Raw genomic sequence first — 24,223 nt, 5'->3', positions numbered from 1 at the left:
TTACGCGATGGACTTCATGTAGGCGCGAAGGATCTTCTTGATCTTCGCCGCACCCAGTGGGGCCATTTCCTTGGTTTCATCATGCGACAAACCATGTGCCTGAAGCCCTGCACCCATGTTGGTGATGGTAGAGATGGCAGCAACCTTCATGCCGAGGAAGCGCGCCAGAATGACTTCGGGAACAGTGGACATGCCAACGGCGTCGGCACCCAGAACCTGAGACATGCGGATTTCCGCAGGTGTTTCGAAAGAGGGGCCTGAGAACCACATGTAAACGCCCTCTTCCAGATCTTCGCCAACATCCTTGGCAGCGGCCTTCAATGCTTCGCGGATCTCTGGATCGTAGGCGGTGGACATGTCGAGGAAGCGGCTTTCGTCTTCCTCTCCAATCAGAGGGTTAAGGCCGGACCAGTTGATGTGATCGTTGATCAGCATTGGAGAACCGGGCTTTATGTGGTCCCGCAAAGACCCTGCTGCGTTCGTTGCGATGAGAGTTTCGCAGCCCAGCTCCTTCAGGGTTTCCAGTGGCGTGCGCATGATGGAAGGGTTGCCACTCTCATAGTAGTGCGCACGGCCGGACAGGATCACCACCGGCACGCCTTCCAGCATACCTGCAACCAATTCACTGGCATGAGCCGTTACGGAGGAAACCGGGAATTCAGGCAACTTTGTATAAGGAATACGGGTTGCATCTTCCACTTCGCTGGCCAGAGAACCAAGGCCGGAACCCAGGATGAGGCCTACCTTATAGGTGCCAGAACGGGCTGCGCGAACGACATCCGCACATTCTTTACCAAATCCGCTCATTTCTTTTCCTTTACTCGCTGCTCACAAGCTCAAACCCGGCAGGCAAAAGCTCACTTACTTTGAACGTCTTTCGCAGGCCCTCGAGGTTGGCCACGTGCACTTGAACATCCCCATCAGCAAATTCTTTGAGTTTTTGGCGGCAGCCGCCACAGGGGGTGCAAAGAGCGGCATCAGCCAGAACAACCACTTCCTTGATGCGGGTGCTCCCGCCTCGGATCATGGCCGCGATGGCCCCAGCCTCGGCGCAGGTTCCTTCCGGGTAGGCCGCGTTTTCTACGTTGCAACCGGAAACAACCTTGCCGTCTTCGGTGAGGAGCGCGGCCCCCACCTTGAAATTTGAGTAGGGTGCATAGGCGGTCGCGTGGGCCGCTTTAGCTTCGTCGAAGAGTTTCTCAAAAGCGCTCATCAGGTCCGCTCCTTCACATAAGGAATACCAGAAGCTTTGGGCGGAATTGCGCGACCAATGAAGCCTGCCAGCAGTACAACGGTCAGGATGTATGGCAGAGCCTGGAAGAACTGGACCGGCACTTCACCAACGCCCGGAATGGACTGGCCCTGCATCAGGTTGGCAACCGCATCAAGGAAGCCAAAGAGCAAGCATGCGAACATGGCGTTCACGGGCTTCCATTTGGCAAAGATCAGCGCAGCCAGTGCGATAAAGCCTTTACCTGCACTCATGTCCTTGATGAAGCCAGCGGACTGTGCAATCGCCAGATAGGCACCGGCAAAACCACAGAGCGCACCGCAAATGATAACCGCCCTGTAACGCAGCCATGCAACGGAGATACCTGCTGTATCAACCGCTTGAGGGCTCTCACCCACCGCGCGCAGGCGCAGGCCAAAGCGTGTGCGGAACACAACCCACCAGGTCAGAGGCACAGCCACGAAAGCGGCGTAGACCAGAATGTTGTGACCAGAAAGAAGGTCGGCATAGATTGGGCCAATGAATGGCACATTCTGAATGCTCTCCGCAAATGGCAGCGTGATTGGGCTAAAGCGCCAGTCCATATCCAGCTGCGGGGTACGGCCGCCCTGAGCAAACCAGGCCTGTCCCAAAAGAACGGTCAAGCCAGCTGCGAGGAAGTTGATGGCCACACCGGCAACAACCTGGTTGCCGCGGTTTGTGATGGAAGCAAAGCCATGGATCAGCGCCAGCAGAACGGATACGAAAATCGCAGCCAGCAGGCCAAGCCAAGGGTCTTGGGTCCAGTAAGCCACGGCACCTGCAGCGAACGCGCCGCCGAGCATCTTACCTTCCAGACCAATATCAACGATACCGGAGCGTTCGGAGAACAAGCCAGCCAGACATGCAAACAGCAGCGGCGTGGACAGACGAAGAGTACTATCGAGTACGAGAATGATAACGTCTAACATCTTCGCCTCCTTACGCTACAGCTTTTGCACCGGCGAACCGGTCAAAAAAGGCCACCACAGCCGGACGGAACATGTGCTCCAGAGCCCCCGCAAACAGGATCACCAGAGCCTGAATGACAACGATCATGTCACGGGTGATGGTTGGGATTTCAAAGGCCAGTTCCGCGCCGCCCTGGTAGAGCATGCCGAACAGAATGGAAGCGAGGATGATCCCGATTGGGTGACCGCGCCCCATAAGCGCCACAGCAATGCCCACAAAGCCATAACCGGCGGTGAAGTCGAGCAGCAAACGTGCCTGCGCGCCCATCACTTCGTTGATACCCATGAGACCTGCCAGAGCTCCGGAAATCAGCATGGTGACAACGGTGATGCGCACCGGAGAGATCCCTGCGTACACCGCAGCATTTGGGTTGGCACCGAATGTGCGAATTTCATAGCCCAGCTTGGTGCGCCAGATCAAAACCCAGACCAGCACACAGGCAATCAGGGCAACGAACAGCGCGAGGTTTACTGGAGACTGTCCCAGATCAAAGGCCGGGAACAAGTGACGCAGCAGTGGCAGCTGTCCGCCCTCTTCAAAGCCACGGGTCGATGGCTGCATGGATCCGGTTGGGCGCAAAACGTTGGCCAACAGATACACCATCAAGGATGAGGCGATGAAGTTGAACATGATCGTTGTGATAACGATGTGGGAGCCGCGCTTAGCCTGGAGATAGGCTGGGATGAAGGCCCAACCGGCACCAAAGGCAGCACCACCGATAATGGCCATGGGGAGCGTGACGTACCAAGGCACGAACTGGTCCATGGCCAGACAGGCAAGCGCAACGCCGAGGCCGCCCACGTAGGCCTGACCTTCACCACCAATGTTGAAGAGACCCGCGTGGAATGCGACCGCCACGGCCAGACCGGTGAAGATGAAGTTTGTTGCATAGAACAGGGTAAAGCCAACGCCTTCCCCATATCCAAGAGCGCCCCAGACAAGCCACTTAACGGCTTCAAGTGGATTCTCCCCGATGAGAATAACCACGAGACCTGAGACCAAAAACGCAGCAATCAAGTTGATCGCGGGAAGAAGACCGAAGTCTACCCAGCGAGGTAGTTGCCCCTTGCTCATTGCTTGCCCCCCTTGAATGGGGCAGGCGCCCCACTGTCACAGTCAATAATTGGCGAGTTCACTTGCTGAACGTCGTAACGAATAGCGATGATCATGATTACTCTGCCGCCTCGTCCGTTACGCCGGCCATCAGCAGACCCAGCTCTTGTTCAGTTGCGTCTGGTCCGCGTTCGCCGACAACGTTGCCGTCGAACATCACCAGAATCCGGTCGGCCAGTGAGCGAATTTCATCCAGCTCCACGGACACCAGCAGCACGGCCTTTCCGGCGTCCCGCATCTCGATGATCCGCTTGTGAATGTATTCGATCGCGCCAATGTCCACACCGCGTGTTGGCTGGCCAATCAGCAGCACGTCCGGGTCGCATTCGATTTCGCGCGCCAGAACGATTTTCTGCTGGTTACCACCAGAGAACTTGGCGGCCTTGAGCTCGGTGTCACGCGGACGAATGTCATACTTCTCCATCCGCTCCTTGGCTTCCTCGCGGATGCCAGAGACGTTGAGCAACATGCCGTTTGAGTACTTCTGTTCGCGGTGGTAGCCGAGAATTGAGTTTTCGTACTCTGAGAAAGCGTTGACCAAGCCCATGCGGTGGCGATCTTCCGGCACGTGGCTCATACCCAGCTCGCGGAAGTCGCTGGAGCTGTGGTTCTTGGTCAGGTCGATGGTGTTGCCAACCAACTCCATGGAGCCGGTTTCGGCGCGTGTAATACCGGAAAGCGCCTTGAGCAGCTCAGACTGACCATTGCCGGACACACCTGCAATACCGAGAATTTCCCCTGCCTTGACCTCAAGTGACACGTTCTTGACGCGCATCACGCCACGATCGTCTTTCACGTTCAGGTTTGCGACTTTGAGGAGTGCGTCCTTCGGCTGAGCAGGTTGCTTGTTCACTTCCAGAAGAACGCTGCGGCCAACCATCAGCTCTGCGAGCTCAGACATGGAGGTTTCAGCGGTCTTGCGGCTTGCCACCATTTCACCGCGACGCATGACGGAAACCTGATCGGTCACGTCCATGATTTCGCGCAGTTTATGGGTGATGAGCAGGATGGTCTTGCCCTCATCGCGCAGAACCCGGAGAATACGGAACAGGTGATCCGCTTCTGCTGGTGTCAAAACGCCGGTAGGCTCATCCAGAATTAGAATGTCGGCACCGCGATACAGCGCTTTCAGGATTTCGACGCGCTGCTGCAAGCCAACTGGCAGCTCACCGACCACGGCGTCGAGATCAATCTTCATGTCATACTCGTCTGCCAGTCGGCCGAGTTCCTTTCGAACCCGCGCGATGCCTTCCGACAGCATCGCACCGCCTTCGGCGCCAAGCATGACGTTCTCAACGACGGTGAATGGATCAACCAGCATGAAGTGCTGGTGCACCATGCCGATACCCACTTCAATGGCCGTCTTGGAATCCGGAATTTTAACCGTTTTCCCATCGACGATGATATCACCGGTATCCGCCGTATAGAAACCGTAGAGAATGGACATCAATGTTGATTTGCCAGCACCATTCTCCCCCACGATACCGTGAATGGACCCCTTGCCGACTACCAGATCAATGTCCTTGTTAGCGTGAACCGGGCCAAAGCTCTTGTTGATGCCTTTAAGCTCGATTGCCGCAACGCTATGCGTTGAAGCTTCCCTCACACTTTGATTGTCCAAGCTGATGGTCACCTGCGCAACTCCGCGTTAGTGTTCCTCGTCGAGACTCAGCCCTGCCGCGCAGGTCTGTGGCCAGTGGCCGTCTCTCCCCCCTTGACCCCGCGAACCTGACTACTGCCTGGATGAACTTGGAAAAGCGCTGGGTCATGGAATAGCCTCTGCCCGCAAGAGACCCCCGCGGGCAGAGAAGCGTTCTTAGAATGGGCAGGTGTTGTCGACCATGAAGTCGTGCACTTCCACCTTACCGGAAACGATGTCCTGCTTGGCGGCCTCAACAGCTGCCTTCATCTCATCGTTGATCAGATCTGCGTTGTTGTCGTCCAGCGCCCAGGACACACCGTTTTCGGCGAGACCCATAACCTGCACACCAGTTGACCAGTTGCCTTCCTGCGCATCGGTCAGGGTTGCATCAACTGCAACGTCTACCGCCTTCACCATGGAGGTCAGGATCTGACCCGGGTGCAGGTGGTTCTGGTTTGAATCCACGCCAATGCCGAGTTTCCCTTCGTCGGCGGCAGCCTGAAGCACGCCCATGCCAGTAGCGCCAGCAGCGTGGAAGACAACATCGGAGTCACGTGCAAACTGAGAACGTGCCAGTTCGCCGCCCTTTACTGGGTCAGTCCATGCGGCACCGGTGGTGCCGGTCATGTTCTCAATGATTTCGATGTCTGGGTTAACGGCCTTTGCACCCTGCTTGTAGCCACAAGAGAACTTGCGGATCAGCGGGATATCCATACCACCCACAAAGCTGATAGTATCGGTTTCAGAGGCCATCGCTGCCAGCATGCCAACGAGGTAGGAGCCCTGCTCTTCGCGGAACACGATTGAGCGCACGTTTGGCAGATCGACAACGGAATCTACAATTGCAAAGCGCGTGTCAGGGAACTCTTTCGCGACTTTCTCAAGAGCGGCTGCCTGCGCAAAGCCGATGGTGATGATTGGGTCCATGCCACGACGCGCAAAGTTACGCAGAGCCTGTTCACGCTGGGATGGGTTCTGAATCTCGAAGTCGCGGTAGTTGATACCGGTGCGCTCCTTGAACTCCTGCGCGCCATTGAACGCAGCTTCGTTGAAGGATCGGTCATTTCGGCCGCCAAAGTCGTAGACAACGGCTGGTTTGATGGTTTCAGCAAGGGCTGCAGTAGACATCAAGCCTGCTAGCAGGGTTGCACAGATCGCAGTTGTTTTCTTCACAGATCAGTCCTCCGCTTTAGGACACTCTTGGTTGGTACAGTTTACTGGCCGCTGACTACTTCGCGACTTCGGCCAGCTCTTTTGATTGGGCGAGAACAAGCAGATCACGCGCCAAGACTTCGTCCATAATCAGATCAGTAATAACGCCGGTGCGCACCGCACCTAACGTGGCTTCGGCCTTGTCTGCCCCACCCACTACGGCCACAACGCGCGAACCACGCGCTTTTTCCGGGTGCAGACCAACGGCCTTGTCGTTCAGGCTCACATCAACTTCGTCGCCATTGCGATCGTAGAAGCGCCCCATCATATCGGTGCAAGCGTCGCTCGCAGCCAGCTCATCAGCCTCTTGCTTGGTCACAAGCTTTCGCTGGAGAAGGTGCCCCTCGGCGCTGACCGAGCCAATCCCGATGACGAAAAGGTCCGCCTGTTCAGCACGGCCGATCAGATCCTGCACAGATCGCTGTGCATGGAACATCTCTTTTTCCTCAACAGTTTCGGCAAGATAGGGAACTGGCAAATAGAACCCCTCCCCCCCGGTTGCGGCCTGCAGTGGCTGTACAACATCATAAGGGTTGGCAGAGAGACGGCGCGTCAGAGAACCGGTAATGGAGACGATTGCCAAATCGGAGCGTTGCAGCTTTGGCATGGCCTCAACAGTGGCGGTCAGCGTACGCCCCATACCAACGCCCATGCAGGAAACGGATCCATTAGACAGAAGTCCGTGGAGAAACTGGCCCGCGAAAGAAGCCGTTGCACCAAATGCGTCGCGGTTACCTTGATAACTCAGGTCTGGCGCAATAAAGCAGTTCTTCAGACCAAGGAGTTCACAAAGCTTGCTTTCCAGCTCGATACAATCGATCGGGCGCATCTCGACGAAAAACTTGATCAGCCCTTCACGCTGAGCCTGTGCGATCAGGCGATGCACTTTTGCTGCAGAAACGCCCAGAATCTCAGCAATTTCGCCCTGCGTACGGCGGCCTATGAATGAAAGCCACGCCGCGCGGATCGCTAGAGATGTTGTCCAATCTTCTGCCGCCATTGCTCACCTCGAAGGTATATTCCAGTTTCCTCCCACCCTGCGTCAGCGAATAATTATTCAGGGCGCGTGAAATATTTCACCTTCATGCCTCAGTGGGGCCGCGCGGTCAAGATTTTTCGCGCGCTTTCATAAAATATTTTTGACCATTCCGTGACGTTGAAAACGAGTTTCTGGCGAAAACACTTGAGTCATAAGAAAAAATCGATCTTCTAGAAAAACTATAAAAAACGGCGCACAACAAGAAAAAACTAGAACCAAGAATCAAAAAACTGCGTGATTTCAGCGAATTAGAGTAGATTTACTTATGGTCAGATTGCAACCAAACCGCAACATCACTGACAAATTCTGCAACTACTTGTAAGCTGAGTTGCTTGAGCCCTCCGGCTCGCACTCATGAAAACCTCCCCCACCAAAACAAATTCTCTACAAATAAATTCAGAGACTTGACTCCAATTACTATAGGTTAAGTTAGCAAATAAATTGCAGGCCTCGTCTTTAATGCTCTAATATCTACATCAATGATATTGCTAGAGAGCTTATAACCCGCCCTTCAAACTCCCCCAAAAGTTAAAAACCAAGAAGGCAAAAGAGGGGAACATGGGGCGCCAATAAGAAGCAACAGGAGCACATCAACACGTGCTGCCTGCAAAAGGAGGCTCGCCCCATGCGATTTACCCGCTTGTTTAACCGTATTACGTCCCTCGCCATCGGCTCACTTTTCTTGGCCGGCGCCACTTCCTTCGGCTATGCGCAAAGCACCTCAGAGCAGCCTTTCCAACGCGCCAACGTCGATTTGGAGCTTGTGCTGGCGGTAGACATTTCCCAATCGATGGATACGGATGAACAACGGGTACAGCGCGAAGGTTATGTAGCCGCCCTCACCTCCGATGAGGTCATCGAGGCGGTAAAGTATGGCCCGAAAGGACGCATCGCCGTCGCCTATCTGGAATGGGGCGGAAAGGATGAGCATTTCATCGTTGCAGACTGGGCCATCATCTCGGACTTGAAGTCCGCACAGGTTTTTGCCTCCAGGATTGCCGAAGCGCCGTTGCGCCGCGTCCAGCGCACTTCGATCTCCTCCGCTCTTGGCCAAGCCGTCGCGATGGTCATGGAAAATCCATATCATGGCACACGCAGGGTCATTGATATTTCCGGAGACGGCCCCAACAACCAAGGTGGAGCTGTTACCCGTGCGCGCGACGCGGCCTTGTCCTCGGGCGTGACCATCAACGGTCTGCCGCTCATGCTCAAGGCCGAGAGCATTTCATGGCAGTCCATGCTGCATCTCGATCACTACTATGAGGACTGCGTTATTGGCGGTCCTGGCGCATTTTCGATTCCGGTCCGCTCCAAAAAAACCTTTGGCGACGCTGTTCGCATGAAGCTTGTGCTGGAAATTGCCGGTCTGACTCAGGAAAAACCCCGAGTTGTTCGCGCAAAAACGCGTCAACCGGTGAAGTGCTCATTATTCGACTAGCGTCTAATGGGAAGCTCCCTGTAAAGTAATGGGCATATGGTTCGCGCCTTACCATCGCGGGCCATACTCACGTCGAGCCGATCCGCTCGCGATCAGGCCGGCACACCGCAATGCCTCATCGGGAGCTATGTATGAGCGCGCGTAAGAAATTGGCACTGATTGCACATGACGCTAAAAAGGACGAGATGGTGGACTTTGCCTTGGCCCACCGAGAAAAGCTCGCCAACTACGACCTTTACACCACGGGCACCACAGGGGGGCGCATTCTTCAGGCCTGCCCTGAGCTCAAGATTCACCGGTTGAAAAGCGGCCCCTTGGGCGGTGATCAGCAAATCGGCGCACTCATTGCTGAGCAAGAACTTAGCGGCCTGTTTTTCTTTGTAGACCCCCTATCTCCAATGCCGCACGATGTCGACGTGAAGGCGCTTATGCGTTTGGCCTTGGTTTATGATCTCCCGATGGCCCTGAACCGCTCTACAGCGCACATCGTGCTGCGTTCATCGAGATTGCAAGGCCTTAGCACCACCTCCGAAACACCAGAATCTCTCGCCTAACTCCGCAGGTACACCTGTCACATGTCACTTTCAGATTTTGAATTTCCCGTCCTGATTGCGGATATCGGCGGCACAAACGCGCGTTTTGCCAGTGTTGCCGATGCCGCAAGCGCGCCACTGTTGCTGGGGCAAGTGGCAACCGCCGACTACCCAAGCCTTGAAGCTGCGGCTCAAGCCTGTATTGAAGCCAGCGGCACCAGCGCAGCACCGCGGTCTGCCGTCATTGCACTTGCCGGTCCTGTTGTTGGCGAAGAGATTGCTCTGACCAACGCACCATGGGTGGTCAAGGCAAAGGATATCATCACCGCGCTTAAGCTGTCTTCGGTTGCGCTGGTCAATGACTTTGAAGCGCAGGCCTTTGCCCTGCCAACCCTGACCGCTGCTCATCTTGACCGGATCGGACCAGAGCTGGCACCGGCGGATGCGGGCAAGTTCGTTCTTGGGCCGGGCACTGGCCTTGGCGCAGCAACGCTGGCCCGTGCCAACCAGACATGGATTCCGCTTCCCGGCGAAGGCGGCCACGTTGAGATTGGCCCCGTATCAGAGGAAGATTACAAAGTCTGGCCTCACATTCAACGGCAAGGTGGGCGCATCGGCGCAGAGCAAATTCTGTCGGGTACGGGCCTACCCAATCTAGGCAACGCCGTTGCAGCCGCAGAAGGCATCGATCGTACATTCAGCAAAGCCTCTGAAATCACTCAGGGCGCCGATGACGGGGATGAGATCTGCATCAAGGCCATCCGCCTATTCTGCCGCGCCCTTGGACGTGTTGCGGGCGACTATGCATTGATCACATTGGCCCGCGGGGGTGTTTATCTGGCAGGCGGCATTCCACCACGCATTGCAGGCTGGCTGAAGGAAGGCGGTTTCCGCGAGAGCTTTGAGGCCAAAGCCCCGCACACTGCGATGATGGCGACCATACCGACTTACATTGTGACACACGAGAACCCGGCCTTCGAAGGGCTTGCAGCCTTCGCCAAAGCGCCGAAGTCGTATCTGGTCGATCTGACCGGACGCTACTGGACCGCGTAAGCCTGCTGAAGGCATGAAAACGCGATTGCAAATCAGATGGGAAGACCAGTAAACAGCTCTCATGAGCGCATCTGATCTTCCCATTGATGAAATCCTGCCTGAGCTTCTTCAGCATTTGGAGCGCACCGCCAATGCCGTCGTCGTAGCGGAACCGGGGGCAGGCAAGACCACCCGAATTCCGCTTGCTCTGCTCAATGCCCCGTGGCGTGGAGACGGGAAGATCATTGTTCTGGAACCACGCCGTCTTGCTGCTCGTGCAGCGGCTCGGCGCATGGCAGAAACCCTTGGCGAAAAGCCCGGCGAGACCGTGGGATATCGAGTGAGAATGGACTCCGCCGTCTCGAAAAAGACGCGCGTGGAGGTTGTTACAGAAGGCGTCTTTACGCGCCAAATCCTCGATGACCCGGAGCTGGATGGCGTTGCTGCCGTTCTGTTTGATGAATACCACGAGCGTTCGCTTGAAGCCGATCTGGGGCTCGCGCTCGCCCTAGATTGCCAACAAGCTCTCCGCGAAGATCTGCGCCTTATCCCCATGTCTGCCACGTTGGATCATGCTGGCGTGTCCGATCTTCTGGGCGGGGCTCCAATCGTCTCCAGCAAAGGGCGGCAATATCCGGTAGAGACACGCTACCTTGGGCGTGACGGCTCCAAGCCACTGGAAGACCAGATGGCCCGCGCCATTCGTCAGGCGCTTGCAGAGGAAGAGGGCTCCATCCTCGCCTTTTTGCCCGGGCAAGGCGAAATCTTGCGCACCCTATCCAAACTGGAAGGACGCTTGCCCGCCAACGTGGCACTGTGCCCGCTTTACGGCGCTCTGGGTCCCAGGGAGCAGGATGCCGCGATCAAACCGGCCAAGGACGGCATGCGGAAAGTGGTGTTGGCGACCTCCATTGCGCAGACATCTCTTACCATCAACGGGGTTCGCATCGTCATCGACAGCGGGCTTTCGCGGGTTTCACAATTCGATCCGCAATTCGGCCTCAGCCGCCTTGTCACTGTGCGCTGTGCACGCTCCACCGCGGATCAGAGGCGGGGTCGAGCGGGACGAACTGAGCCAGGCATCTGCTATCGGCTTTGGGAAGAAGCACAGACCAAAGCGTTGCCACAGGACGAGAAACCGCAGATCCTTGAAAGTGACCTCTCCGGTCTTGTTCTCGATGTGGCCAACTGGGGCGTCACGGATCCTGCAGAGCTGTCATTCATGACACCACCGCCAAAGGCGGCTTGGAAGGAAGCCCGCGAGCTGCTCATCTCACTTGATGCGCTCAACGCTGATGGCACCCTGACAAAGGACGGAGCGGCGCTGGCCACTCTGCCCCTGCATCCGCGCCTTGGGCACATGCTCCGGGAAGCAGCGAAAGAAGGCAAAGAGGCTTTGGCCGCTCAAATTGCCGCCATCATATCCGAGCCCGGCCTTGGTGGGCGCAGCCCGGACCTTCGTGACCGCCTCGCAGGCTTGAAGCGAGACGGCAGCCCTCGTGCCAAAGCCGCCAAGGCTCAGGCAAAGCGCTGGCGCTCCATGGTTGGCTCCGGCGAAAACATCGATATCAACACCGAAGAAGCTGGCGACATACTCTCATTGGCCTATCCGGATCGTATTGCTCAGCAACGCGGTGCAACAGGGCGTTACCGCCTTGCAAATGGCCGGGGGGCAGAGCTTTCCAGCGAAGCAGCGCTTTCCACCAACGCCTTTCTTGTGGTTGCCGAGATGCAGGGCAGCGCCGCACGCAGTCGCATTCTATTGGCAGCCCCCTATTCCCGTAGTGAGCTTGAGGCGCGCTATGCAGCGCACATCGTGGAAGCGGATCACGCCATCATAACCCCTGAAGGCGCGGTCAAGGCCACCCGCCAACGGCGTTTGGACAAACTGGTGCTTGATGAAAAGAAGATCGCCCACCCTGATCCGGAAGTGGTCACGGATGCGCTGTTGGAGCTCGTTGCTTCCCGAGGTATCGGCCGCCTGAACTGGACGAAGGATCAGATACGGCTTAGGGACCGGGTTGGCTATCTGCGCCGAACCGATGGGCCGGACTGGCCCGATCTTTCAGATGACGCCCTTTCAGAAGATCTCAGCTGGCTGCGCCCCTTCACTCTTGGCCTCACCTCGCTGGATCAGATATCGGCCAAGGTCCTGGGAGATGCTCTTTCGACGCTGCTTCCGTGGGGCAGGATGACCCAGCTTGATGAGCTTGCACCTTCGCATTTTCAAGCACCGACCGGCTCCCGCGTACCAATCGACTACAGTCGCCCAGAGCAGCCCATGCTGTCTATCCGTGTTCAAGAGCTGTTTGGCCTTGCAGAACACCCCTGTGTGTGTGGCGGCAAAATCTCATTGCTTTTGGAGCTGCTGTCGCCTGCGCAGCGCCCCATTCAGGTAACAGGGGACCTGCCCGGTTTCTGGCAAGGGTCTTGGGCAGATGTGAAGGCAGATATGCGCGGGCGCTACCCAAAGCACCATTGGCCAGACAACCCGCTCGAAGCAGAAGCCACCCGCAGGGCAAAGTCACGTCCGGCCAAATAAAAAAGCCGGCCCAAGGACCGGCTTTTCGAAAGGCTTTTTAAAACGCGCTTACTCAGCTTCGTCAGCAGAACCAGCCTGCAGCATGCCGTATTTCTCGATGCCGATCTTCTCGACCAGCTCCAGCTGGGTTTCCAGATAGTCGATGTGACCTTCTTCGTCAGCCATCAGATCCTGGAAGAGCTGCATGGTCACGTAGTCACCATGGTCGCGGCAGATTTCACGCGCTTCTTTGTAGAGGGTGCGTGCGGAGTACTCGCCAGCGAGATCGCATTCCAGAACTTCTTTCAAAGACTGGCCGATGCGCAGTGCGTCGAGGCTCTGAAGGTTCGGGTGACCTTCAAGGAAAATGATGCGCTCGATAATCTTGTCAGCGTGCTGCATCTCTTCGATGGACTCTTCGCGCTCTTTCTTGGCGAGCTTGGTGAACCCCCAGTCGTCCAACAGGCGATAGTGAAGCCAGTATTGGTTTACAGCGGTGAGCTCATGGCGCAGCGCCTTGTTGAGATACTCAATGACTTTAGGTTCGCCCTTCATGCGGCTTACTCCTTTAGGATAATCGCGTCCTGCACTTATTTAGAACAGTTCTAATTTACTGTCCAGACTCAACGTCCTCTTTATTTTCAAGTGCATATACAACGTCGATTACACGTGGAAAGCAACCACCACAGTTAGGTCTGTGCCCCAGTTTTCGGAAAAGTGCACCGGGCGTTGGCAAGCTGCCGTTGGGTCCGCCTTGCAGTTCTTCTGCGGCTTGGCGGAGATCATCGTCATTGATAACATTGCAGTGGCATACGATCATGGGGAGGCCGCCGAGACTCTTCTTTTTAACTTGAATGATTATGTATATTCTGTTGCATATAAAAACTAGACTCAAAAATTCCAGTTTCTTTTCTGACAATCACGGACATGCTTCATGACATCCCCTTCAGTTGCCACTGATGAAAGAAAGACAATTGTCCTGACAGGTGCCAGCCGCGGCATCGGCCACGCAACCGTCAAGAAGTTTTCGTCTGCTGGATATCGCGTCATCACGTGCTCCCGGCACCCGTTCTCCGTGAAGTGCCCGTGGCCATCCGGGCCCGAAGATCATATCGAGGTCGACCTTGGTAACCCGGAGAACTTAGAACAGGCTGTGCTGCAAATCAAAGACCGGTTGATTGCGAATGGGTCGCAGTTGCATGCCCTTGTTAACAACGCCGGAATCAGCCCCAAGGATGAAGAGGGCCAACGCCTTGATTCCCTGACCACTCCCATGGACACGTGGCGGTCGGTTTTTCAGGTGAATTTCTTTGCCCCCATCATGTTGGCACGCGGCTTGTTTGACGAGCTGCGCAACGCACGCGGATCGGTGGTGAATGTCACTTCCATTGCTGGGAGCCGTGTTCATCCGTTTGCAGGAACCGCTTATGCCACCTCCAAGGCCGCGCTCGCGGCCCTCACCCGCGAGATGGCAGCCGACTTTGGCCCTCACGGGATTCGCGTCAATGCGATTGCTCCGGGAGAGATTGATACCTCCATCCTGTCACCGGGCACAGAGAAGCTGATCGAGAACATTCCGCTTCGCCGATTGGGAACCACCACAGAAGTTGCAGAAACGATCTATTTCCTCTGTTCTTCCCCTTCCACTTACGTAAGCGGCGCGGAGATCCATATTAATGGCGGCCAGCACGTATAGTTGGCTAAAGAAAAAATACCAGGGGTAGTGTTTTACATGCACTTCCCCTGAGATAATTTTAACTATTCTCGTTTTGATACGCCTTTGATGTCCCACAGAAAACCATGGAAAACAGCGGAGTTTCATGGTTTCAGGACACAATTTTAAACACCCTCTTTACGTTTGCTTATGAAAATAACCCCTAGGATCTGACCAGTTCATTTCGGGGGAATTTTAGATGGGCGCTTTAAGCTTCCTCAATAATTTAAAGCTGTCGGTCAAGATTGGCGGCGGCTTTTTCGTGGTACTGTTATTGTCCTTGGCCATCGGCGCCATGGGCATCTTCTCCATCTTCCAGCTTTCCAAGCAGACTGAGATCACAAGCGCAACGACCGGCCTTACTCAGCAGCTGCAGGCGGCATCTTCCGCCCGTGAAGCGTTTCTTCGCGATCTCGACCCGGAAAAGGGTGACATTGCAGCGGCCGCCATCGCCAAGTTGGGCGAAGATGTCGGAGCGGCCATCGCAAAGATGGAAGCTGCAGACCGCGACACCGCAGAGTTTGCGGAAACTCTGACACTGGTTCAGGATTTCTCCTCCACCTTTGATGAAGTTCGTGGCTCGATCAAGCTTCAACAGGGCGCACTGGACGACATGATCACCACGACGGCTGACCTCCTGTTTGCTGGTGATAGTGTTCAGGGCCAGGTGACGCAGATCATGCGCATCGCGGACAACATGGCCAACGAAGCCAACGCCGAGCTGGTACAGGCCGACAAGGCAGGCCGCATTGTTGCCGACCTGCAAAAGCTGGGCCTGACCCTTCAGAACGAATTCCAGATGGCCTACAACTCCTCCAATGAGCAGTTGATGGCAAACGTGCGCATCAACGCCGCAAATGCTGGCGAGCAGATCGAAAAACTCAAGTCCATCTCACTTCAACATCTCGATCGGGAAACCGTTGACAAGCTGGCAGAGGTGAACAGCAACCTCATCGCACAGCTCACCGAGATGGACGGGACGGAAGACTTTACCAAGATCTACACGCTGCGCAGCGACATTCGCACCAGCATCAAGACGCTGAATGACATGACCCGTTTCGTGACGGGCCTTGCCTATCGCTCCATCGACGATGCACGTCTTGTGCAGGAAGAGGCTAGCCAACGTCGCGCAAACCTCGAACAGTTCTCCGAGGCAGCGAACAAGCTCTCCAAGCATGCACTCAACACATCCAATCAGACGCTGGATTTCATTCGCCCTGGCAGCGAAAAGACAGCCAAGCAAGTGGATGATCAGTTCGCATGGCTGCTTGAGGAAGCACAGGCTTTTTCTTCACGCGTTGCGGATCTGGACGGCATCAATCAGGATGCAGCCGTCATGGTGGAACTGATTGCTTCTGCTCAGGCCATCTTCAACACCATGGCCAATGCGACAGACAATCTGGCGGCCCAGCTCACGACCTTGAGCGCGGAAAGCACCGCCGTTCAGAACGCCATCGGTGCCTTTGCTGCGTCTGAAGCCGCCAAGGTTAGTGCGGAGAGCGAGGTTGCCATGGTAACCATCGCGACCACTCTTGGCGTCTGTGTTCTCATTGGCGCGATCCTCGCGATTGCCCTTTCCATCGCGATCACCGCACCAACCAATCGCCTTAACGGCATCATGGCACGCCTTGCCGATGGCGATCTGGACGTTGAAGTGACGGGCACCAATCGCAAGGACGAAATCGGCGAAATGAGCCGCACCGTTCAGGTGTTCCGTGACAACGCGCTCGAGCGTCTTGCCTTGCGCCGCGAACAGGAACAGGCCCAGGCCGAGAACCTTGAAAAGCAGCAGGAAGTTGAGCGCCTCATCGCGAACTTCCGTGACACGTCTCAGTCGCTTCTGAACTCTGTTAACAGCAGCATGAGCCAGATGGTGACGACGGCAAATGCCATGTCTGAGACCGCTCAGGCGACCGCAGACGAAACCACAATGGCGCGAGACTCCTCAAACGAGGCAGCCTCCAACGTCCAGATGGTGTCTTCTGCCGCTGAGGAGCTTTCCAGCTCCATTGAAGAGATTGCACGTCAGCTCAGCGCCGCTTCTGAAGTGGTCAGCAAAGCAACCCATGGCGCGCACCAGTCAAACCAGCGCATTACTGAGCTGGCCAGCGCAACCACCAAGATCGGTGAGGTTGTAGGTCTCATTCAGGCGATTGCCGAACAGACCAACTTGCTTGCCCTCAACGCCACCATTGAGGCGGCACGCGCTGGAGAGGCCGGCAAGGGCTTCGCTGTTGTTGCGGCAGAAGTTAAGGAACTGGCGAACCAAACCTCAAAGGCAACTGAAGAGATCAGCGCCCAAATTAGCGCAATTCAGTCATCTACGGACGAGGCGGTGGAAACGATCTCCGGCATCACCCAGACGATGGATGAAGTCTCTCAATACACCTCTGCCATTGCTACCGCAGTTGAGCAGCAGGGCGCGGCAACCACAGAGATCAGCCGTAACGTACAGGAAGCAGCCACTGGCTCCGCAAACGTAAATCAAAACATCTCACGGGTAGCGGATTCCGTACAACAGACGAGCGCGGCCTCCAGTCAGGTACTCAGCTCTTCTTCGGAAGTGATCCAGAAATCTGAAGAACTTCGCAACGAAGTTGATCAGTTCCTTTCAGCGGTCGCCAAGACGGGCTAAGAAAACCATAAGCAAGCTTTGAATAAAGGGCGGTCTCCGCCCTTTATTTATTTCATTAAATAATTTCACTTATCTTTACGTCAAACATATCACTAAATGAAAATCGATAATTCAAAGGACGTGAAGTAAGTTAACCTCATATTGTCATCTAAATTTCATCAATAATTTAACGATTGTTAATCATTGCGGCAGACCATCCCGCCTATCAAACGGGGTGGGTTTTAACTATGTTGCGTGGCGCTTTACAAAATTCCAATACGCTCAAGACTCAAGTGAGTCTGGGTTTGGTATTGATCATTGTACTAACCGCCGCAATTTCAGCGATTGCCTATTATCAGTCGCAGAAGATTGCAGGCGATATTCAACACATCTCCGTCCAGGAGGACGGAGTGATGCGGGTCAATTATCTTGCAGAAGCTTATGGGCAGCTTGGCGGCGACGTGGCAGCGCTGGAAGCATCTGAGTATGCAAGTGAAGACGACAGCATCATCAACGATGTTCTGCGAAACACCATCGATGGCACCAATTCTCTCGCCGAGTGGTTGATCGCACGCGGGAACACAGAAACCGCAGAGCAGGTTCAAGCCTTTGCCGCAGAACTTCCAGAGAAGCTTCGTACACTGCTTGCAGCGCACCGCGCCCGTGATGTGGCGCAAGGCTTTCTGGCAGAGAATTCGGCTGCGGTCGCTGGCACAACTTCCGAGCTGCGCCGCCTGCTTTCAACCATGGGACCAGAGCAGACAAAAGCCGCTCAGGAACTGACAGCCATCTCCAATACCACATTGGCAGCCTCATTGAAGTTCGCCCTGTCTCCAACAGAAGAGGCACGCGAAACCTTCCAGGCCAGCGTTAGCGAAATGGGTGCCAAGCTGGACGAGATCAAGGATCTCATGAAGGGCATGAGCCGCAATGATCGCAAAGCGCACCGTTTTGCGGCGCGCGATCGTGATCAGCTTGTACAGAACGCCAACCAGTTTTTCGGCGCACTAAACGGTGCCATTCGCGAAGAAGAACGTTTTCAGGAAGGCCTGGGCTCTGCCCATGAGGCTGTTCTGGCGCTTCGCGGCGATATCATTACCCAGCAGGACCATCTGATTGAAACGATCCAGCATCGCAGCGCGCAGACTTCCCAATCTGCGATCTTTGCCGGTATCGCCTCACTGGTTCTGGGTAGCGTCATCGCTTTCTGGCTGTCATGGGGCGTGGTTCGCCCACTGCGCTACGCCATCATGGCCGTGGAGGCACTGGCATCAGGCAAAGATGTTGAAGTCAAGGACTCGCGGTTTGCGACCAGTGAAGTGAAGCATCTGAATCACGCCATCGTTGTGTTCGAAGAGAACGCAGCAGAGCGCGATCGTCTGACGGAAGAACAGGCGCAGGTTCAGGCTGAACAGTCGCGCAAGCAAAAAGAGGTCGAGCAGCTGATCGCAGAGTTCCGCGGCACTGCGCAGTCTCTGTTGAACTCGGTCAACGACAGCATGCAAGACATGCGTTCCACCGCCACCACAATGGCGGAAATGGCAACGGATACGGCTACTCAGACAGATCAGGCCTCTGCGGCCTTCGATGAAGCAACCAACAACGTTCAGGAAGCCTCTGCAGCTGCCGAACAGCTGGCCAAGTCCATCGAGGAAATTGCCGTGCAGGTGGATACAACAACTCAGGTTGTTGACCGCGCTTCCGTCGATGCGACCCGTTCCAACGAGCGCATTGATGAACTCGCACAGTCCATAAGCAAGATCGGCGAAGTCGTCAGCCTTATCCAGGCAATCGCAGAACAGACCAACCTGCTTGCCTTGAACGCCACCATTGAAGCGGCGCGCGCCGGGGAAGCGGGCAAGGGGTTTGCCGTTGTTGCCGCGGAAGTGAAAGGTCTGGCGAACCAGACCTCCAAGGCAACTGAGGAAATCAGCGCCCAGATCAGCGCAATCCAGAACTCTACCCATGACGCAGTTGAGTCCATTCAGGAAATCACCCGCACCATGGAAGAGGTCACCTCCTACGCCACCGCGATCTCCGCTGCGGTACAGGAGCAAGGCGCTGCGACAACGCAGATCAGCCGAAACGTGCATCTGGCAGCGGAAGGGTCTGCAAGCGCCAACCAGAACATGGCGCAGGTATCAAAGTCCGCGCAGAACACCACGGTGGTGTCCAACAGCGTGCTGACCTCTGCCTCTGCAGTAACGGAAAAGTCAGATGCACTGCGCCGGGAAGTCGACGGCTTCCTGGAATCCGTATCCCGTGTCGGCTAGCACAGACACTTCCAAACGCACTAAAAAGGCCGCCGCGTTTGGCGGCCTTTTGTTGTTTCAGGTGCTAGCTGAGTGAGGCAACGGCGCGTTTGGCCATCACCTTCACCAGATTGGCCCGGTATTCAGCCGAACCATGGATGTCTGAAAGCATGTTGTCCGCAGGCACCTCGATACCGGCAATCGCATCGGCAGACCAATTCGCTCCTAACGCCTGCTCCATATCGCCAGCCCTGAACACGCCGTCCTGCCCAGCGCCGGTCACGGCAACGCGAACGCCGGCGTCATCTTTGGCAACAAAGACACCTGCCATGGCATAGCGTGAGGCCGGGTTTGGGAACTTGGCATAAGCCGACTCGGCACAAGCAGGGAACGTGACTGCGATCACGATTTCATCATCCTCCAGAGCAGTTTCAAACATGCCCGTGAAGAAGTCTTCCGCCGCAAGCGTCCGCTTGTTGGTCTCAATGCTGGCATCGAGCGCCATCAAGGCCGCCGGGTAGTCCGCAGCCGGATCATTGTTGGCAATTGAGCCGCCAATGGTGCCCATGTAGCGCACATGTGGATCGCCGATCATGCCTGCGAGCGCCGCAAGCCCCGGCACTGCCGCCTGCACTTCCGGACTTCCCGCCACATCGGCGTGACAGGTTCCCGCACCAATGCGGATGGAGCCATCACCCTGCTTGGATATGCCCTTCAGCTCACCAAGGTGGCGTAGGTCCACAAGGTCGGTTGGGGCAGCAAGGCGTTGCTTCATGGTTGGGATCAAGGTCTGACCACCGGCGAGAAACTTTCCGTCCTCAGCCGCTGCGATCGCGCTCTCTGCTTCTGCGAGCGAGCCTGCGCGATGATAGTTGGTTTCGTACATTCAAAGCCCTCCACTTTTCTGTGCTGGGTGGCATCTATCAAACTCGTGAACCGGGAGAACGCAGGTGCGCTCCCCCAGCTTGCTCATCTCACTCGGCAGCTTGCTTCATGCCGCCCTTCTGAAGCGCCGACCAGACCTTGGCGGGCGACGCTGGCATGCTCATGCTGTTGTCGCCAATGGCATCGGTCACTGCATTGATCACCGCAGGCGGCGCGCCGATGGCACCGGCCTCACCGCACCCCTTCATGCCCAGCGGATTGCCCGGGCACAGTGTTGTGGTGGTATCGACGATATAAGAGGGAACGTCGTCGGCACGCGGCATGGTGTAGTCCATGTAAGACGCCGACAGCAGCTGCCCTTCATCGTCATAGACGGCATTTTCCAGCAATGCCTGACCAATGCCTTGTGTAAGTCCGCCATGCACCTGACCTTCCACGATCATCGGGTTGATGATCTGGCCAAAGTCATCGGCCGCAACGAAGTTCACAACGGTGACCTGGCCGGTTTCGGGATCCACTTCCACTTCGCAGATGTGTGTGCCCGCCGGGAAGGTGAAGTTGGTAGGGTCGTAGAATGCCCCTTCCTTGAGGCCCGGTTCCATGCCCTCCGGCAGATTGTGGCCGGTGTACGCGGCCAGCGCCACTTCCGTGAAGCTCAGCTTCTTGTCAGTGCCCGCAACCTTCACTTCGCCATCCTCAATGACAATGTCACCTTCTGCGGCTTCCATCAGGTGCGCTGCAATGCGCTTCGCCTTGGCCTCCACCTTGTCCAGTGCCTTTACAATGGCCGACATGCCCACAGCCCCTGAACGGGAGCCGTAGGTGCCCATGCCAAACTGCACCTTGTCGGTATCGCCATGAACGATGGACACATTGGCCGTTGGCAGGCCAAACCGATCGGCGATCAGCTGCGCAAAGGTCGTCTCGTGACCCTGACCGTGACTGTGGGACCCGGTCAGCACCTCAACGGTTCCAACGGGGTTTACCCGCACCTCAGCGGACTCCCAAAGCCCGACACCCGCACCAAGGGAGCCCACCGCCTTTGACGGTGCAATCCCACAGGCTTCGATGTAACAGGACATGCCAATCCCGCGCAGCTTGCCCTCTGCCTCAGACTGCGCCCGGCGCGCCGGAAAGCCGTCATAGTCAATGGCTTTCATGGCCAGCTCCAAGGAGGCCTCGTAATCACCAGCGTCGTAACACATGATCACCGGCGTCTGGTGCGGAAACTCGCGCACAAAGTTCTTGCGGCGGAACTCTGCTGGCGACAATCCGCGCTCACGTGCCGCGGTCTCGATGATACGTTCAACCAGATAGGTTGCTTCCGGTCGCCCTGCGCCCCGATAGGCGTCCACGGGCGTGGTGTTGGTATAAACCGCCTTCACGTTGGCATAGATCGCAGGGATGTTGTACTGCCCGGAAAGCAGCGTGGCATAGAGGTAAGTCGGCACCGAAGAAGAGAACAACGACATGTACGCGCCAAGGTTCGCCGCTGTGCTGACACGGAACCCGATGATCTTGTCATCTGCATCCAGAGCCAGTTCCGCCGTTGAGTGGTGATCGCGACCATGGGCGTCGGTCAAAAACGCTTCGGTGCGGTCACTGGTCCACTTCACGGGGCGCCCAACGCGCTTTGACGCCCACAGGCAGACAATCTCTTCCGGGTAAATGTAGATCTTGGAGCCAAAGCCGCCACCCACATCCGGCGCGACCACGCGCAGCTTGTGCTCCGGTGCCACGTTGTAAAACGCGGAAAGAACAAGGCGCGCCACATGCGGGTTCTGCGATGTGGTGTAGAGGGTGTAGTGCTCCTCTGCCTTGTCATGGCTGGCAAGAGCCGAGCGCGGCTCCATTGGGTTTGGCACCAGACGGTTGTTGTCGATCTCGAGACGGGTGATGTGTTTGGCCTTGGCAAAGGCCTCGTTGGTGGCTGCCTCATCTCCGATCTCCCAATCAAAGATAAGATTGCCTTCCGCCTCCGGGTGGATCTGCGGCGCGCCGTCCGCCAGCGCATCCAGACTGTCCACCACTGCTGGCAGCTCTTCGTAGTCCACCATCACCGCCTCGGCGGCGTCACGGGCTTGTTGCTGCGTATCGGCCACAACAACGGCCACGGCCTGCCCAACGTGGCGAACCACCTCGGATTCAAGTGCGCGCCATGCACCCATTTTCATGGGCGTTCCGTCTTTGGAGTGGATCATCCATCCGCAGATGATGTTGCCAATTCCATCACCCACCAGCTGGTGGCCATCAAGCACTGCATCCACGCCGGGCATTTCCAGCGCCGCAGAAGCATCAATGCTTTTCACTTTGGCATGTGCATGAGGTGACCGGACAAAGGCCGCATATCCCATGCGCGGCAACGCCATATCATCGGTGTAGCGGCCGGCACCGGTAATGAACCGCTTGTCTTCCTTGCGTAAAACGCGTGCGCCAATTCCTTCACTGGACATAGGCTTTCCTCCCAGAAAGTCTGTAGCCTGCGCTCCTTGGCCCTGTTCCCCTGTTTTTCTGTGTTAGGGCAAGAAACGAAAGGGCTTGTAGTGCGTTACTCGGCCGCTTGTGGCAGGGCAGCCATTTCATCTGCTGCAGCTTTGATCGCCTTCACGATGTTGTGGTAGCCGGTACAACGGCAAATGTTGCCTTCCAGCTCGTGGCGAATGGTTGCCTCATCCAGATTGGGCCCAAGGCGGTCAATCATATCGACGGCTGCCATCACCATACCAGGCGTGCAGAACCCACACTGCAATCCGTGGTGCTCGCGGAATGCCTTCTGCACAGGGTGCAGTTCATCCCCGGGAGCAAGACCCTCGATGGTTGTCAGAGTAGAACCGGAGGCCTGAACGGCCAGGGTGGTACATGACTTGATGGCCTTGCCATCCATGTGAATGACACAGACGCCGCATTGCGAAGTATCGCAGCCCACGTGCGTGCCAGTGAGTTCAAGATTTTCCCGCAAAAACTGTACGAGTAGGGTGCGGTCTTCCACCTCACCAGAGACAGTCTTACCGTTGACTGTCATGGAGACAGTTGTCATAGATTTCTTCCTCCCTCTGAAACTTTCAGCCATCGCGTCATGGCGTCAAGCAAAGGTTACAGTGCCCCATAACCGGGCTTCACCGTAACCTATAACTTAGATTACCTCTAGGTCATTTCCAGAAGGAGCCACGTGCACATTCTCAATTACTCTGCAGCGCAATTTTAGAACATGAGATAGAGCGCAATAAGGATTAGAAGCGCGCCAAACCCCCACATCATGGGGCCTCCCAAAACGTTCTTCGCGGCTGCAACTTCGACTTTTTCTTCTACGTTCTTAACAACTTCCTCGACTTCATGGACCGCTTCCTCCACCACGTGCTCGGTGGCAATGGTCTTGGCTTCTTCCATTACGCCCGCATCCAGTTCCACGTCCTGAACAGCTGGCCCGGTCGTCGGGGTGGCCGGTCCGGCCACGATCTCCGTGAACTTGGAGAAGAACTCTTCTGCCATTTTCTTTGCGGTCGAATCGACAAGTCGGCTGCCGAGCTGAGCCAGCTTGCCGCCCACCTTGGCATCCACGTTGTAAGACAGCAGCGTGCCGCCTTCGGCCTCGCTGAGGGTTACGTGCGCGCCCCCTTTGGCAAAGCCCGCGACACCGCCCTTGCCTTCCCCAACAATTTTGTAGGAGTTGGGCGGATCCAGATCCTGAAGCTTTACCTCACCGTTGAACTTGGCTTTGACAGGGCCGACCTTGGCCATAACAACGGCGCTAAGCTCGGTTTCGGATTTCTTCTCCAGCGTCTCGCAGCCCGGAATGCACTGCTTGAGAACTTCTGGATCGTTCAACGCCTCCCATACCTTCTCGCGGCTGGCAGGAATGTGCTGTTCACCCGTCATTTCCATTGTTGTTGTCCTCTCCTCGCCGTTGGGTCCATGCCTCGCCTGAGGCGTGCAAGGCCCAAACCCCATAAACAAGAGATTGTCAGAGATATCACAGAGTTGGCAAGCGGCCGTTGCGTAAAAACTGA

The 24,223-nt window shown here is 56.2% G+C and carries 20 protein-coding genes; 7 read left to right on the top strand and 13 right to left on the bottom strand.

Annotated elements, in window-relative coordinates:
* The 7 genes from Q3Y58_RS02095 to Q3Y58_RS02065 form a co-directional block, all read right to left on the bottom strand.
* A complete protein-coding gene (locus Q3Y58_RS02095) occupies positions 1 to 807 on the bottom strand; it encodes a purine-nucleoside phosphorylase (protein WP_319620794.1) in 807 nt (268 codons plus the stop codon).
* 10 nt (positions 808 to 817) lie between these two features.
* On the bottom strand, positions 818 to 1,213 hold the full coding sequence (cdd, locus tag Q3Y58_RS02090) for a cytidine deaminase (RefSeq protein ID WP_274218196.1): 396 nt from the start codon (positions 1,211 to 1,213) through the stop codon (positions 818 to 820).
* A complete protein-coding gene (locus tag Q3Y58_RS02085; protein WP_274218195.1) occupies positions 1,213 to 2,181 on the bottom strand; it encodes an ABC transporter permease in 969 nt (322 codons plus the stop codon). Before Q3Y58_RS02085 ends, cdd begins: the two co-directional genes overlap by 1 nt.
* A gap of 10 nt (positions 2,182 to 2,191) precedes the next feature.
* The gene (locus tag Q3Y58_RS02080) at positions 2,192 to 3,295 is read right to left on the bottom strand and encodes an ABC transporter permease (RefSeq protein ID WP_274218194.1); all 1,104 of its coding nucleotides are present in this window, start codon (positions 3,293 to 3,295) and stop codon (positions 2,192 to 2,194) included.
* Positions 3,296 to 3,392: 97 nt separating this feature from the next.
* Positions 3,393 to 4,967: an ABC transporter ATP-binding protein gene (locus Q3Y58_RS02075; RefSeq protein WP_319620793.1), complete on the bottom strand. Its 1,575-nt coding sequence runs from the start codon at positions 4,965 to 4,967 to the stop codon at positions 3,393 to 3,395.
* A gap of 183 nt (positions 4,968 to 5,150) precedes the next feature.
* Entirely contained in the window at positions 5,151 to 6,104 is a 954-nt protein-coding gene (locus Q3Y58_RS02070; RefSeq protein ID WP_413697774.1) for a BMP family lipoprotein, read from the bottom strand.
* A gap of 100 nt (positions 6,105 to 6,204) precedes the next feature.
* Positions 6,205 to 7,188, bottom strand: a complete 984-nt coding sequence (locus Q3Y58_RS02065) for a sugar-binding transcriptional regulator (RefSeq protein ID WP_274218191.1) — start codon at positions 7,186 to 7,188, stop codon at positions 6,205 to 6,207.
* A 664-nt stretch (positions 7,189 to 7,852) separates the two neighbouring features.
* Between Q3Y58_RS02065 and Q3Y58_RS02060 the strand changes: the two genes are divergently transcribed.
* The 4 genes from Q3Y58_RS02060 (at position 7,853) to hrpB (ending at position 12,772) form a co-directional block, all read left to right on the top strand.
* Complete coding sequence (locus Q3Y58_RS02060; protein WP_319620792.1) at positions 7,853 to 8,665, top strand: DUF1194 domain-containing protein; 813 nt, start codon at positions 7,853 to 7,855, stop codon at positions 8,663 to 8,665.
* Between the two features lie 131 nt (positions 8,666 to 8,796).
* Positions 8,797 to 9,219, top strand: a complete 423-nt coding sequence (locus tag Q3Y58_RS02055) for a methylglyoxal synthase (RefSeq protein ID WP_274218189.1) — start codon at positions 8,797 to 8,799, stop codon at positions 9,217 to 9,219.
* A gap of 21 nt (positions 9,220 to 9,240) precedes the next feature.
* Positions 9,241 to 10,251, top strand: coding sequence for a glucokinase (gene glk / locus Q3Y58_RS02050; protein ID WP_274218188.1), 1,011 nt, complete (start codon positions 9,241 to 9,243; stop codon positions 10,249 to 10,251).
* Between the two features lie 61 nt (positions 10,252 to 10,312).
* Positions 10,313 to 12,772 (top strand): ATP-dependent helicase HrpB, encoded by a 2,460-nt coding sequence (gene hrpB / locus Q3Y58_RS02045; RefSeq protein WP_319620791.1) that lies wholly within the window; start codon positions 10,313 to 10,315, stop codon positions 12,770 to 12,772.
* A gap of 48 nt (positions 12,773 to 12,820) precedes the next feature.
* On the opposite strand, the gene bfr is transcribed toward hrpB, so the two are convergent.
* Positions 12,821 to 13,306: a bacterioferritin gene (gene bfr, locus Q3Y58_RS02040; protein WP_274218186.1), complete on the bottom strand. Its 486-nt coding sequence runs from the start codon at positions 13,304 to 13,306 to the stop codon at positions 12,821 to 12,823.
* A 55-nt stretch (positions 13,307 to 13,361) separates the two neighbouring features.
* Positions 13,362 to 13,571 carry a (2Fe-2S)-binding protein gene (locus Q3Y58_RS02035; protein WP_274218310.1) on the bottom strand — a complete coding sequence of 70 codons (210 nt, stop codon included), beginning with the start codon at positions 13,569 to 13,571 and terminating at the stop codon, positions 13,362 to 13,364.
* Between the two features lie 114 nt (positions 13,572 to 13,685).
* Between Q3Y58_RS02035 and Q3Y58_RS02030 the strand changes: the two genes are divergently transcribed.
* From Q3Y58_RS02030 to Q3Y58_RS02020, 3 genes are all read left to right on the top strand, one after another.
* A complete protein-coding gene (locus tag Q3Y58_RS02030) occupies positions 13,686 to 14,447 on the top strand; it encodes an SDR family NAD(P)-dependent oxidoreductase (RefSeq protein WP_274218185.1) in 762 nt (253 codons plus the stop codon).
* A 217-nt stretch (positions 14,448 to 14,664) separates the two neighbouring features.
* The gene (locus tag Q3Y58_RS02025) at positions 14,665 to 17,100 is read left to right on the top strand and encodes a methyl-accepting chemotaxis protein (RefSeq protein WP_319620789.1); all 2,436 of its coding nucleotides are present in this window, start codon (positions 14,665 to 14,667) and stop codon (positions 17,098 to 17,100) included.
* 290 nt (positions 17,101 to 17,390) lie between these two features.
* Positions 17,391 to 19,352, top strand: a complete 1,962-nt coding sequence (locus tag Q3Y58_RS02020; RefSeq protein WP_319620788.1) for a methyl-accepting chemotaxis protein — start codon at positions 17,391 to 17,393, stop codon at positions 19,350 to 19,352.
* A gap of 64 nt (positions 19,353 to 19,416) precedes the next feature.
* Here the strand turns inward: Q3Y58_RS02020 and Q3Y58_RS02015 are convergent, their stop codons facing one another.
* The 4 genes from Q3Y58_RS02015 to Q3Y58_RS02000 form a co-directional block, all read right to left on the bottom strand.
* Complete coding sequence (locus Q3Y58_RS02015; RefSeq protein WP_319620787.1) at positions 19,417 to 20,217, bottom strand: FAD binding domain-containing protein; 801 nt, start codon at positions 20,215 to 20,217, stop codon at positions 19,417 to 19,419.
* 88 nt (positions 20,218 to 20,305) lie between these two features.
* Positions 20,306 to 22,669 (bottom strand): xanthine dehydrogenase family protein molybdopterin-binding subunit, encoded by a 2,364-nt coding sequence (locus tag Q3Y58_RS02010; RefSeq protein WP_319620786.1) that lies wholly within the window; start codon positions 22,667 to 22,669, stop codon positions 20,306 to 20,308.
* A gap of 95 nt (positions 22,670 to 22,764) precedes the next feature.
* On the bottom strand, positions 22,765 to 23,253 hold the full coding sequence (locus tag Q3Y58_RS02005; RefSeq protein ID WP_274218180.1) for a (2Fe-2S)-binding protein: 489 nt from the start codon (positions 23,251 to 23,253) through the stop codon (positions 22,765 to 22,767).
* A 164-nt stretch (positions 23,254 to 23,417) separates the two neighbouring features.
* Entirely contained in the window at positions 23,418 to 24,098 is a 681-nt protein-coding gene (locus Q3Y58_RS02000; protein ID WP_274218179.1) for an SRPBCC family protein, read from the bottom strand.
* Positions 24,099 to 24,223: the final 125 nt, after the last annotated feature.

This window comes from Nesiotobacter zosterae (assembly GCF_033843645.1).
GTDB classification, from domain to species: Bacteria; Pseudomonadota; Alphaproteobacteria; order Rhizobiales; family Stappiaceae; genus Pseudovibrio; species Pseudovibrio zosterae.
The sequence above is the reverse complement of the archived record's forward strand: the minus strand, read 5'-3'. Positions and strand labels throughout refer to the sequence as shown.